General features: G+C 34.4%; 15 protein-coding genes and 1 other RNA gene. All 16 read right to left on the bottom strand.

Going from position 1 to position 13,600, the window contains the following annotated elements:
- Positions 1 to 360 precede the first annotated feature (360 nt).
- Complete coding sequence (locus FEU33_RS15430) at positions 361 to 639, bottom strand: pro-sigmaK processing inhibitor BofA family protein (RefSeq protein WP_146550387.1); 279 nt, start codon at positions 637 to 639, stop codon at positions 361 to 363.
- A 66-nt stretch (positions 640 to 705) separates the two neighbouring features.
- On the bottom strand, positions 706 to 918 hold the full coding sequence (locus FEU33_RS15435) for a YaaL family protein (RefSeq protein WP_146550388.1): 213 nt from the start codon (positions 916 to 918) through the stop codon (positions 706 to 708).
- A gap of 18 nt (positions 919 to 936) precedes the next feature.
- Positions 937 to 1,533, bottom strand: a complete 597-nt coding sequence (recR, locus tag FEU33_RS15440) for a recombination mediator RecR (RefSeq protein WP_146550389.1) — start codon at positions 1,531 to 1,533, stop codon at positions 937 to 939.
- Between the two features lie 12 nt (positions 1,534 to 1,545).
- Positions 1,546 to 1,863 (bottom strand): YbaB/EbfC family nucleoid-associated protein, encoded by a 318-nt coding sequence (locus FEU33_RS15445; protein ID WP_146550390.1) that lies wholly within the window; start codon positions 1,861 to 1,863, stop codon positions 1,546 to 1,548.
- Positions 1,864 to 1,889: 26 nt separating this feature from the next.
- Positions 1,890 to 3,656: a DNA polymerase III subunit gamma/tau gene (gene dnaX / locus FEU33_RS15450; RefSeq protein ID WP_146550391.1), complete on the bottom strand. Its 1,767-nt coding sequence runs from the start codon at positions 3,654 to 3,656 to the stop codon at positions 1,890 to 1,892.
- Between the two features lie 154 nt (positions 3,657 to 3,810).
- Positions 3,811 to 4,076, bottom strand: an RNA gene (gene ffs, locus FEU33_RS15455) — signal recognition particle sRNA large type.
- 193 nt (positions 4,077 to 4,269) lie between these two features.
- A complete protein-coding gene (locus FEU33_RS15460) occupies positions 4,270 to 5,544 on the bottom strand; it encodes a TRAP transporter large permease (protein WP_146550392.1) in 1,275 nt (424 codons plus the stop codon).
- Positions 5,541 to 6,014, bottom strand: coding sequence for a TRAP transporter small permease (locus FEU33_RS15465; RefSeq protein ID WP_186731452.1), 474 nt, complete (start codon positions 6,012 to 6,014; stop codon positions 5,541 to 5,543). The genes FEU33_RS15460 and FEU33_RS15465 overlap by 4 nt, the downstream gene beginning before the upstream one ends.
- A gap of 138 nt (positions 6,015 to 6,152) precedes the next feature.
- On the bottom strand, positions 6,153 to 7,175 hold the full coding sequence (locus FEU33_RS15470) for a TRAP transporter substrate-binding protein (RefSeq protein WP_146550394.1): 1,023 nt from the start codon (positions 7,173 to 7,175) through the stop codon (positions 6,153 to 6,155).
- Between the two features lie 171 nt (positions 7,176 to 7,346).
- Positions 7,347 to 8,123 (bottom strand): putative hydro-lyase, encoded by a 777-nt coding sequence (locus FEU33_RS15475; protein WP_146550395.1) that lies wholly within the window; start codon positions 8,121 to 8,123, stop codon positions 7,347 to 7,349.
- Positions 8,124 to 8,469: 346 nt separating this feature from the next.
- Positions 8,470 to 9,246 carry a LamB/YcsF family protein gene (locus tag FEU33_RS15480; RefSeq protein ID WP_146550396.1) on the bottom strand — a complete coding sequence of 259 codons (777 nt, stop codon included), beginning with the start codon at positions 9,244 to 9,246 and terminating at the stop codon, positions 8,470 to 8,472.
- Positions 9,247 to 9,260: 14 nt separating this feature from the next.
- A complete protein-coding gene (locus tag FEU33_RS15485; RefSeq protein WP_146550397.1) occupies positions 9,261 to 10,217 on the bottom strand; it encodes a 5-oxoprolinase subunit C family protein in 957 nt (318 codons plus the stop codon).
- Positions 10,205 to 10,939 (bottom strand): 5-oxoprolinase subunit B family protein, encoded by a 735-nt coding sequence (locus tag FEU33_RS15490; protein WP_186731453.1) that lies wholly within the window; start codon positions 10,937 to 10,939, stop codon positions 10,205 to 10,207. Before FEU33_RS15490 ends, FEU33_RS15485 begins: the two co-directional genes overlap by 13 nt.
- A 24-nt stretch (positions 10,940 to 10,963) precedes the next feature.
- Positions 10,964 to 11,923: an AEC family transporter gene (locus FEU33_RS15495; RefSeq protein ID WP_146550399.1), complete on the bottom strand. Its 960-nt coding sequence runs from the start codon at positions 11,921 to 11,923 to the stop codon at positions 10,964 to 10,966.
- A 10-nt stretch (positions 11,924 to 11,933) separates the two neighbouring features.
- On the bottom strand, positions 11,934 to 13,124 hold the full coding sequence (locus FEU33_RS15500) for a pyridoxal phosphate-dependent aminotransferase (protein WP_146550400.1): 1,191 nt from the start codon (positions 13,122 to 13,124) through the stop codon (positions 11,934 to 11,936).
- A gap of 1 nt (position 13,125) precedes the next feature.
- Positions 13,126 to 13,599: a RidA family protein gene (locus FEU33_RS15505; protein ID WP_146550401.1), complete on the bottom strand. Its 474-nt coding sequence runs from the start codon at positions 13,597 to 13,599 to the stop codon at positions 13,126 to 13,128.
- Position 13,600 lies beyond the last annotated feature (1 nt).

The following is a 13,600-nucleotide window of genomic DNA, read 5'->3' on the forward strand; positions in this document are numbered from 1 at the left end:
AAGATGATATCTATTTTGTCTTTGTCACTAACGGAGGTTAGTGAACAAATTTTATTGATTAACGTCTTGCTTGTTCAGTTTTCAAGGTTCATAGTTACTCTGTCGCTTTAACGACTTCATTATTATATCATATCAAAACTACGTTGTCAATAATTTATTAAATTTATCTATAAACAAAGTTTTTTTGATATTTAATAGATTCGTAATTCCAACGACTTTTAACAGTCTATCATTCTTTCAATCTATTGTCAATAAAATCATTACAATAAATCAAATGATTTTAGCTATATTAAATTAGCAACCTGCTTAATGTAGCATATTCATTTATCTATTGCAACATTATTAATTGATCTTTCAATACTAAGGAAAGAAGTAATTAAAGCCCGTTAAACATACGATTAATAATACGCCTGGTATACCTAATAATGCCACAATAAGTATTGAAGCAAAATTCAAAGGAACCCAAATACCTAAATAACCTGCCCCATATGACAAAGCATATAAGACACAAAAGGATAGTGTAATACGAAATGCAACATTAGAAAATAACTCAAGGACTTTTCTAATACCTTTTGGTCTACGAATAATCCAATAACAAATAAACAGTACCCCTATCAAGCTAATAATAAGCTTGGCCATATAAATCACGCTCCATTAATATATGTTGTAACTGATATATATGACAAAGATACTGTTTATCATTCGTTATTTAATTAAAATTTTACGAATACGTGCTTCTTTAAATAAGTAAAAATGCACGCTTTCGGCGATTTTACGTTGGGCAATAATATTTAAATCATAATCATCCATTAAATTTTCGATTTCTTGTGTATGTTGCCATTCTTTTTTTGTATGATGCATCAATTGAATGAGCTTATCATCGTACTCTTTACGCAACTTTTGTTTTCGAAAAAACATCTTTCTAAGCACCCCATTCTACAATTCACGTCTTCCCTCTAACGCTTTCGATAAAGTTACTTCATCTGCATATTCTAAATCTCCACCCACCGGTAAACCATGAGCGATACGAGTTGTACGAACACCAGACGGTTTCACAAGGCGTGAAATATACATCGCTGTAGCTTCGCCTTCAATTGTAGGGTTTGTTGCTAATATCAGTTCTTGAACCTCTTCATTTTGTAATCTTTTTAATAGAGATGGTACATTTATATCTTCTGGTCCTATACCATCCATTGGAGATATAGCACCGTGGAGCACATGATAAAGTCCATGATAATCACGCATTTTTTCCATCGCGATAACATCTTTCGGATCTTGTACAACGCATATTGTTGAACGATCACGTTGCTGATCTTGACATATATAACACGGATCTACATCTGTTATATGTCCGCATACAGAGCAATAGCTTAAATTACGTTTTGCATCTACTAAGGCTTTCGCAAAATTAAGTACTGCATCTTCTTGCATTGTTAACACAAAAAACGCCAGTCGGGACGCTGTTTTCGGCCCGATACCTGGCAATTTCATAAAACTATCAATCAGTTTGGATATTGGTTCAGGATAATGCATCCTATATTCCCCCTAGAATCCAGGAAGGTTGATTCCTTTAGTAAATTGACCCATTGTTTCATTTGTTGTTTCATCGACTTTAGAAATCGCTGCATTTGTAGCAATAATAATCATATCTTGTAGCAATTCTACATCTTCTGGATCTACAACTTCTGGATCAATGATAACTTCTTGTACTTGCTTTTGACCATTCATCACTACTTTTACAAGCCCATTACTAGCAGTACCTTCAAAAGTTTTTGCTGCAAGTTCTTCTTGTGCCTGCACCATTTTCTTCTGCATTTTTTGCATTTGTTTCATCATATTATTCATGTTACCCATTCCACGCATGATTAAATTCCTCCTAAAATTTGAATTTACTCTTCTATTTCCACAAAATCTTTACCAAATAGCTTTTCAGCTTCTGTTATAAGTGGATCTTCTGAAGCCTGTTGTTCCTCAACTAAAATTGATTGTACATCCTCAGAAGATTGTTCGCCACCCGTATCTTCTTGTTCACTCTTTCTATTCATCTTATGGTGCTGGATGAAATCTGCTCTGATTTTTAACCAACTTTCTTCTGGTACAAAAACGGCATCGTAAATTTTCCCTGTGATTCCAGCCATATACTGTTCAAAACTAGAAATCAGTTCTTGATTATCAGCTGCCATTTTGCAATGAATATCGTACTTGAATTTTATCACAAAAGCACTTGGCGATGCTGCTACTGGTTCCGCACCTTCAAGCAATGCAGATTGTGATTTTGGTAGTTGGTTCAGTACGTCTATCCATGCATTTTTGATCAATTGAATATCTTGTTTAGTAGCTATTTTTAAAACTTCCTGTATTCGTCCAACAGGAGCATTAAATGTACTTGAACTTGATGATTTGATACGTTGTTTTTGTTGGGATGGTGTTTGTTGCTGAGCACCCGTGCCCTCATGTTTCATCTGATGTACTAATGTTTCTAAAGCTGTAATTTTAGATTGTAGCTCTGCAATTTGTGGTGTATCAATAGCAATGTTGTTTGAATCACCTATTATATTTGTAGGATTGGCCGAATGAAACTGTGACATTTTCAATAAAGCTGTTTCTAAATATACTTTTGAATGCAATGAGAAACGCATTTCTTGCTGTGTTTTTGCAAGAATATCAATGTAACCATACAGTGTATCCATTGAAAAATCATTCGCTAATGTTTGGAATTTTTCATCCGTCGTTGCTAATTCAAGTAAATCCCCTAAATCTGGCGCTGTTTGGATTAACAATAAATCCCTAAAAAATGTAATCAGGTCTTCCGAAAGACGAACAGCATCTTTCCCTTCACTCATTAGCTGTTCCAACATAGCCAATACCTTTGCTACATCCCTTTCAGCAAGACTTTTTGCTAATTCATAAAATATTTCTTGGCTGATAGAGCCCGTTACAAAGAGTGCATCTTCAAGCGTTAGCTTTTCTCCACTAAAGGATACTACCTGATCTAGCATACTTAAGGCATCACGCATACCACCTGCTGCTGATTTTGCGATCACTTTTAACGCTTGTTCATCATAAGGCAGTTGAATATCCTCGAGTACAATTTTCATTCGTTCTAAAATATCAGTAGAAGATAACCGTTTAAAATCAAATCGCTGACAACGTGAAATGATCGTAGCTGGTATTTTATGAGGCTCAGTTGTAGCTAATATGAAAACAGCATGGGAAGGTGGCTCTTCCAATGTTTTTAAGAGTGCATTAAAAGCACTTGTTGAAAGCATATGCACTTCATCAATAATATAAACTTTATAACGAGCGCTTGCTGGTGCAAATCGAACTTTTTCAATAATTTCACGCATCTCATCCACACTTGAATTGGAGGCAGCATCAAATTCGATCACATCTGGATGAGATCCATTTGTAATACTTTTACATGTTGCACATTCATTGCATGGTTCATCAGTTGGAGCATGCTCACAGTTTAAAGCTTTGGCAAAAATCTTCGCTGTACTGGTTTTCCCTGTACCACGTGGACCAGAAAACAGGTACGCATGTGTTGTTTTATCGGCTAGGAGAGCATTTTGAAGCGTTCGTTTCACATGAGATTGCCCTGACATTTCTCTAAATGATTGTGGACGATACACTCGATAAAAAGCTTGATATGCCAACGTTTTTCTCTCCTTTCTGCCATAACAGTTTGATATATCTATTATAGCATAAGCACTGATTAGAAACCTTTATTGATATATGTAAAATGATCTGTGTAGAAAAAAACTCACCTGTCAAAAAAGACAAGTGAGTTTGAAATTTACACGATTTATACCGTGCACCTTTTCTCGACAGCCGTACATAAGCGTTACTCTTGTCGTTAGCTCAGATTAGGCTACCCTGCGGCACATGAGTGAGGCCACTTAATGCTGCTTCCTTCCGGACCTGACATGGTTCATGGAGACTCATTGCGCAGGACCCAATCGTCAACGCTACGTGCAAGAGGCAGACCCTACATATGGACAGCCTCAAAAAGGAATTCAGTCTCGCTAAAGCGGATTGCGAGTTACAGGACACCGCTACCTTCCCACCTAGCACGGCATAGATAAGTATACGGACATTAGCTAGAAAAATCAACTATAATACATGTTATTTCTTAAATTCTATCATTAAGTACACTTGTAGACTCAATTCAATTTTAGAATCTACTATAAAAAACTAGTCTATTATATGATGAAAAGTAAAGAAAAAAATGGTTCCAGCAATATTAAATCTACTTGCCTTTAATTATTTCTATTTCATAATACTAGGCAGCAATAGGCTAAAGTTAGGCCAATAAGTAACCAATACTAGAACAAACAGCAAAATCAATAGCTGTGGAAGAAATGGTTTTAATGTTTTTAAAATAGTCGTTCTAGCAATGGCTGTTGTTGTAAATAAACACAAACCTACTGGAGGAGTAATCATACCTATTGTTAGGTTAAATACTATCATAATACCGAATTGAACTGGATCCATTCCTAATTCCGTTACAATCGGGAAGAATAATGGTGTGAAAATAGTTAATGCCGGAACAGTTTCAATAAACGTACCCGCGATCAAAAGAATAATATTAAGAACTAATAGAACGAGCCATTTTTCATGGAAAACTCCAGTAATAGCATCGCTCAAAATTTGCGGTACACTATTATATGTCAAAATCCAACTAAACACACTAGCTGTCGCAATTAAAAATAAAATAGATGAAGTTGTTTTTACCGAATTAAATAACATTCTAGGAATCATAGTTATTTTTAATTCTTTATCGAATACCAAAGAAACGATTAAAGAATAGACGGTTGCAACTACACCTGCTTCAGTAGCGGTGAAAAAGCCAAGTCTAAAACCGCCAATAATGATAATCGGCAATAATAAAGCTAAAAATGCATCTTTCAAACCAGTCATAACTTCTTTTAGAGTTGCACGTTTTGCTCGATCTCTAATATTATGTTTTACTCCGTAATAATAAACATAGACTAATAAAAGAATTCCTAAAACAATTCCAGGCGTAACACCTGCCATAAACAAATCTCCGATTGAAGCATTAGTCATAACACCAAATAAAATTAAAGAAATAGATGGCGGAATAATACCTCCCATTACAGAACCTGTTGCTATGATGCTTGCCGAAAATTCCCTTGAATAATTTTTAGCAATCATAGCTGGAATTAAAATACCACCTAAAGCAGCAGCATCCCCAATAGCAGAGCCAGAAATAGCAGAGAAAAGCATACAAGAAAGTATAGCTGCTAGGCCCAATCCAGCAGGTAAATGACCAACGATTAACTGAGCAAAATTAACTAGTTTTTTTGACATTCCACCTTGTGCCATAATATCGCCTGCTAATATAAAAAGTGGTATGGCAAGAAGCGTAGCTGTTATACCGGAAAACATATGTTGTGTCATTACCTCAATATTTGTACCACCCATTACTAGTCCAAATAAAGAGGAGATCCCCAACGCAAATGATATTGGTACTCTAAACATAAATAGAACAAATAAAATAATAATCATATAGAGACCTATCATTCTACTTCACCCACTTTTCTTGTACTTTTATAGTGAGTAACCCATTTTTTGATATAATAATAGAGCATCAAAACACCTGAAATCGGAGCTATTACATGGGAATAAAATAAAGATATTCCTAAAGACTCACTTATAGTATCTTTCGAATGGATTGCATCAATCCAGCCATAATAGATAATGGCTATAATAAACAGCAGAATGGTGATATTTCCAATAAAGATCAATGTATTTTGTATAGCTCTAGGGAACAATCCAATGACATCTACGGTGAAATGTTCATTATATTTTACGCCCAATGCAGTTCCCAAAAATACTAAATAATAAAACAAAAACATGTCTACTTCATCAATCCAAGGTACACCTATCTTGAGAACTGAACGGAAGATAACATTTAATAAGACAAAAATCACCAAAGCAACTAATATTGTACTCGTAACAATTTCCAACCAATAAGATAATAATTTTTTCAACATGTATCACTTCCTTTTTATAAAAGCAATAGGATTGTATCATCAGTGTTTTTCAACTTAGATACATCCCTTGCTTCATGACAAACATGGATATTATGATTGTTCATAATAATTTTTCAGTATTCAGAGACAATGTTGTTATTTTACCGATTTAATTTCTTTCACTAAACTTTCTGGTACATCTTTAGACACTTCTTTATAAACATCTTTTGTTGCTTCTTCAAAAGCAGCACGATTTGGTTCGGTAATAATTACGCCTTTTCCTTTTAATTCCTTGATAGTTTCTTCTTCTTTTTTCGCTAAATAATCACGTTGATATTCAAAGGCTTCTTTTGCAGCTTCTTTCATTTTTTCTTGATTCTCTTCAGAGATTTTCTCCCATGTTTTCGGACTAATAACTACTACATTTGCTTTATAGCTATGCTTTGTTAAACTAATATATTTATTTACTTCATAAAATTTCATAGCTGCAATTGTCGCGATAGGATTTTCTTCCCCATCAACTACACCTTGTTGAAGACCACTATATAATTCTGTAAAGTTCATAGATGTTGAAACAGCACCTAATTTTTTCATAAAAGCTTCCCAAATAGGAGCTGGTTGAATACGCATTTTCAATCCCTTCATATCTGAAGGCTCCACTACTTTATGTTTACTATTTGTTATATTTGAAAACCCAACTTCCGAATATCCTAAGGCTACTAAGCTCTTCTTATTTACGTCTTCTAATAGTTTTTGACCAATCTCACCATCTAACACTTTATAAACATGTTGAAGATCTCTAAATAAATAAGGTACGCCTAAAACATTCATAGATGGAACAACTTGTGCCATTGAACTATCAGCAGTAACCTCTGTCATATCAATTGTGTTATTTTGTACCCCTTTAATAACATCTGCTTCACTGCCTAATTGCCCATTTGGAAAAATATCTACTTTAATTTTATGATCAGTTGATTTTTCAATCAGTTCTTTAAATTTCTCAGCATAAATTTGATCTTGATGGGTAGTTGAACCAGTATGCGCAAATTTTATTGTTGTTACACTCCCCCCACCACTTCCACCATTACCTGATTTATCACTACTTCCACTGCTACAGGCCGTTAACAACACTAAAAGTACAACACTTAATAACGCCATGATTTTATTAGATTTTTTCATACTATTTTCCCCTTTGTGATTTAGATTTAATTTTTATGATTCATTAATTCTATGAGACTATATTGATTTTCCATCCATCAAATAGAATGGAAAACAGGTGGCAATGTGGAAATGGTCCGATTATAGCGAAATGAATAAGTATTGATCATATTTATAAGTAAAGCCTTATGATTAAATAGGTTCTTCTTTATCTGAAATAAACATATATCCTGGAGCATGAGTGATCATAAATAAAGGCTTGGAAGCCATTGCTACAGCTTGTGGTGTAACCCCACAAGCCCAGAAAACGGGGACATATTCATCTGGATCATAAGGTGTAAAGTCACCGAAATCAGGTTTTTCAAGATCTTTGATACCTAAAACAGAAGGATCTCCAATATGAACTGGTGCCCCATGCGTATGAGGGAATTTTGCCGTGATCTCTACAACCGCTACTAATTTATCTTTTTTTACAGGCCTCATACTTACAACTAAAGGCCCTTTAAATACACCTGCTGAATTGGTTGGAATACTAGTGGTATACATTGCTACATTATTTCCAGCATCTCGATATAAAATTTCGATTCCTTCCTTTAATAAAGCCCTCTCAAATGTATTACTACATCCAATTAAGAATGTAACCAAGTCATCTTGCCAATAAGAGGTGATATCCTCAACTTCCTCTACTAATTCACCATTTTTAAAAATTCGATACCTAGAAATATCTGTACAAATATCCGCATCTGCAATGTTAGGTTTCTTCTCACCAGGTTCTAGCACATCAATCAAAGGACAAGGCTTTAAATTCCGATGACAAAAAAGAAGAAAATCAAATGCATATGTTTTAGGTAAAATTACTAAATTTCCTTGCGTATAACCATCGCACATTCCTGAGCTAGGGCGATTGTCTAATCCATTTCTAATGCGTTGTCGTTGCTCAAATGGGTTTAATATTTTTTCACGATCCATATTCTCCACATCCTTAGTTCCGAAATTTGAAATCAAAATTCCGAATATTTTTATAAAAATATTATAATCAGAAATTTTTAAAAAATCAATATTTTATATTAAAAATATGTCAAGTTTTATAACATATAAAAATAAAAAATCGAATAATGCTAAAAAATAGCGATTTCAGTGTAAGGAAATATAACATTATTTTCACATAAAAATTATTTATTATTACTCCTTTAACGATGTACATGAATATAAAAACATATTTTAATAAAATTTCCATTTTAAATAAAAAGACACTTTTTACGAAAAATGTCTTTACGAGATTTCCTATTGCATGATGTTTGAACTCATAGAAATATCACTTATACTTATCCCATGTTAATAGTGGTTTGATTTCTACACCTGCATCTAATAAGGCTTCTTTTATTTTCCTAGCAATTATAAGCGAACCTGGTGTATCTCCATGAAGCAATAAGCTATCGCCTATAATTTCAAGTTCTTTTCCGTTAATAGAAATGGCCTTATAATTTATCACTAGATTCAGGATATTTTCAATAATTTCATCTATATCACGGATCACAGCATTTTTTTCATTTCTAGAAACTAATGATTTGTCGTCATTATATCTTCTATCAGCAAAAATAACAGTCGCAATATTGAGTTGCTTTTTTTGAGCAATTTCGGCTAATTTTCCAGGCATACACATTAAAATTGTTTTGGCATCAAAATCTTTCACAGCATCTGTAATTGCTTCAGCATAAACTTCGTTGTATTGTGCCATATTCTGAAGTTGACCATGTGCCATCACATGTTGGAGAGTTCCATTATTTGCTTTTGCAAAGGCATATACTGCTCCTATTTGATACAGCACATCTGTATAAACTTCTTCATAGCTTAACTGCATATCCCTTCTCCCAAAACCGACTCTATCAGGAAATCCAGGATGAGCCCCTACACCTGTTCGACTTTTAATAGCTGTCTGCACAGATTTTTGAATCGTTCGCGGATCTCCCGCATGAAAACCGCACGCAATATTAGCCGATGAGATGATTTCTATCAGTTCAGCATCATTTGTAATGTTATAACGTCCAAAACCCTCTCCTAAATCAGCGCATAAATCGATTGTTCTTGGCATACTATTCCTCCTCACTAATGATAGTTATTTAAACTTAATAACTTTATCCAGTGTTCTTGTTGTTTTAATTCTTCAATAGCTTCCTCTATCGTAACTGGCTTGAATTGAATAGACTCACCTTCTTTTTTTTGAGCTGCAAACGGTAAGTCTGCTTCGATCACAGTCCCGATAACTGTATAGCCCCCTGACATTCCACAATGAGGCATTAACAAAATAGGGCATCCATTTCTAGGAACTTGAACCGCACCGGGCGTAATATAATAACTTAAAATGTCTACTGTATTTTGATGACGTAGTTTCTCTCCTTCTAATCGATATCCCATTTGATCAGACTCTCTAGATACTTTGTATGGAGTGGAAGTAAAAACCTCTTTTGAATATTCATCAAAAAAATCCTCATGTGGTCCCCAAATAAAACGAATAGTTTGCCTGTTTGAATAAACCGGAATACAATCAGCCATTAATTTTCTACCATTTAATCGTAACGGCTTACGAGAATCCACTTTTCCGATAGCTATTTGGTCTCCCTTTCTCAACAGTCGGCCTTCCATCCCTCCATACTTACCACGTATAGAAGTTGATCGACTTCCTAAAATTTTAGGTACGTTAATCCCCCCTGCAATAGCTATATACGTATAACGCCCACTTTTATTTTTTCCAAATTTTAAAATATCCCCCTCTTTAAAAGGAATTACTTTCCACATAGAGATAGTATTTCCATTTAATTGTGGCGTACAGTCAGCTCCAGTAATAGCTATATAACCATTACCTTGAAATTTAAGACGCGGACCTACAACCGCAAATTCAATCCCAGCGCAATCTTCATGATTGCCTACTAAAATGTTCCCGATCCTACAGGCAAGCTTGTCCATAGCACCTCCGATGGAAACACCATACTGTTGGTATTCTTCCCTACCTAGATCTTGAATCGTAACAAGTAATCCATTTTTTTCGACTGTTATTGATTCCATTGCTGATCCCACTCTTTTTGCATATTTTCATCCCAATTCTCTGCTTCAGTGGAAGTAATCAATTTATAACAAATATAATCACCCACATTGACTCGATTAGGAGGACTAACTGAAAAATCAAAGATATTCATCGGTGTCCATCCTATCAAATTCCAGCCTCCAGGTGATTCAACCGTATAAATTGTACACATATTATTTGCAATCGCTACGCTCCCCGCAGGTACTTGTAAACGTGGCACTTTTTTTCTTGGTAATGATAAATCAGAATTAATCTCACCCATATATGGAAAACCCGCTATAAATCCATTTAAATACACATAGAATTCTTGACCGACTATTTCATCAATGATCTTCTCTTCTTTGATTTTTAAAATTTCAGAAACTTCTTTTAAATCGGGTGAGTATTTGCCACCAAAAATAATTGGCACATATATTTTTTTAGGAGATCCAAAATCCTCCATTTTTTCGTTAGATTGATTTGACTTCAAAAATTCCTCGATTGCTGTTTCCTTTATGATAAGCGGATTATATCGAATAGATAATGTATTCATAGCTGGAATTACTTGAAGAATTCCTTCTAAGGGATGGCTTTTGAAAAGATCATGATAAAATTGAATCTGCACCGTTATTTCTTTAGTTAGTTCTTGAGGGAATTGAAGAACTAATACCTTTTCCCCCAATCTCTTTAACATATAACTCAGCTGTTGTTTACTCTCTGCCAAAATGACCATCTCCAAAAGTTATAATTAATGTATAATTTGAACAATCAGCATCCATATAGGGACAATGAATAAAGAAGTAATCGTGGATACCGTCACCATAATTGCCGCATATTCTGAATCTGCATGATTAACTTTGGCAACAACAGGGGCATTCGTCATCACAGGCATTGCCGCTTGCATCACAAATACCTGTTTCATCAATAACGGCAATGGCAAAAACCACACAATCAAAATCATAATTCCTGGTGCAATGACAAAACGTCCAAGCAATATACCAAGCATATCTTTCGTAAACTTAATGGAAGTAATACCGGTAAAGAAAATAGAAATCCCGATAAACAGCATAGATAATGGCGTTGTTAAATTTCCGGTAAATTTAAAATAGGACATTAAAAAATCAGGTAATTTAACATTAAGCATTAGTAATATTACTGCTAGGAAAAAACCAATCAAAGGTGGATTGATTACCTTCTTTGCAACAGCGGAAAATGACGTTTTACCACTACTATTATTGCCACCCACTCCATCCTTACTGATCAATTGCACGCCTAAAGTCCAAAAGAAAAATGTATTAGCAAAATAATATAATAGAACATAAGGTAAACTTTCTGCTCCAAATAACGCCAAATTTAATGGAATTCCAATAAATACACTATTGGAATTAAAAAACATGGACGAGAAAGTACCTTTTCGTCCATCTTTTACTTTTAATAACTTACAAAAAGCAAAAGAAACAAACATAGTGATCACTATCGAAACGATGGGAACTACTACTCCAGGAGCTAAATGCATTAACTTATCTCTTGAAAAATCTGTCAATATAAAGTGCAACATGTATGCTGGTAGAGCGATATTGGTTACCAATTTAGCAATAAGTCCTGAGTTTACTTGATTAAACCATTTCCTAGCTGATAAATAATAGCCAGTCCCTATTAGGAGTAGCATCGTTATAACGCTTTCAACCGCTAAAACTAAAACATTCATGGTCTTTCTCCTAGTAGTTATATTTTGTTTTTTCTTTTAAAAATAATTTTAATCGATCCATTGCCTTTTCGATATTTTCATAGCTAGTTGAATAAGCCAGTCGAATATACCCTTCTCCACCATCTCCAAATGCACTTCCTGGTACACAAGCGATTTGTGCCTCTTCTAATAATAAAACAGCTAATTCTTTAGAAGAGTAATTCAATGTCTTAAAAGATGGAAAAACATAAAATGCTCCTTTTGGTCCAACGCAATCTACGCCTGGCATTTCTTTTAATCTACTAATAATCAACTTGCGACGATCATCAAAACTTTTTACCATTTCACATACAGCTTTTTGATCATCTTTATAAGCTGCAACGCCCCCATATTGAGCAAATGATGTTGCACTTGATGTGTTGTATTGGTGCATTTTTTTAATAGGATTGATTAATGTTGCTTCACCTGCAACATATCCCAATCTCCATCCATCCATTGAGTAGGCTTTTGAAAAACCGTTAATGACTATTGTGTGTTCGCTCATATTTGGTAATGATGCAATACTAATATGCTCCGCATCATCGTAAATCAATTTTTCATAAATCTCATCACTAACCACAATTAGATTATGTCGAATTGCAATATCTGCAATCTTTTCTAAATGGCTTTTAGATAAAACTGAACCCGTTGGATTATGTGGAGAATTAATCAATAATAATTTTGTTTTCGATGTTATCTTCGCTTCTATATCTGCTGGACTCATTAAAAAATCCTCTTCTTCTTTCAAAGTAACAGGGACTGGCACTCCTCCAGCGATTTTGACAATGTATTGATACTCAAGCCACCCTGGGTCTGGTATGATGACTTCATCACCTTCATTTACATAAGCAAGAATAACATCTAACACTGCTTCTTTACATCCTACCGTAACAACAACCCCATTTTCAGGATCTACGGTAATATGATTATCATTTTTTAACTTATTCGCAATCTCTTTTCTTAATTCTAAAATGCCTGTATTAGCAGTGTAATGTACTTGCCCATCCTTTAGAGCAGTAATCGCTGCTTCTTTAATATGTTGCGGCGTGTCAAAGTCTGGTCTTCCAATCTCCATATGAACAATGTCTACGCCTTCTTTTTCAAGTTTAGCCGCTTTATCGAAAACTTCTCGAATGCTTGAAAATGGAATATTACGGGCTCTTTCTGATATTTTTTCTTCCATTCTAATCACCACTTTCTTTAATTTGAACAATTAATTCGATTTCAACTGGACTATCTTGCGGTAATTCACTGACACCTATAGCAGTTCTAGAGTGTTTTCCTTTTTCTCCTAATAATTCCTCTAGCAAGTTGGATGCTCCATCTATAACTCTTGGTTGTTGATTAAATCTGCTATATGAATTAACAAATCCTCTTAACTGAACGACCTTTTCAATTACATCAAGATTATTTGTAAATTGCTTTATTTGTGACAAACTGTTGATTATGCATATACGACTTATTTCTTGCGCCTGTTCAATGGTGAAATCTTTTCCAACTTTGCCTTTCCATTTTAATGTACCGTCTACTCTAGGCAATTGTCCGCTTATAAATAATAGATTTTCATATTGAACAATAGGTACATAAGAAAAAAGAGGAGGTTTAGCAGCTGGCAACTGATAACCTAATTTTTCTAATTTACTTTCGATAATCGACATT

Origin of the sequence: Rummeliibacillus suwonensis, assembly GCF_007896435.1 — a bacterium.
GTDB classification, from domain to species: domain Bacteria; phylum Bacillota; class Bacilli; order Bacillales_A; family Planococcaceae; genus Rummeliibacillus; species Rummeliibacillus suwonensis.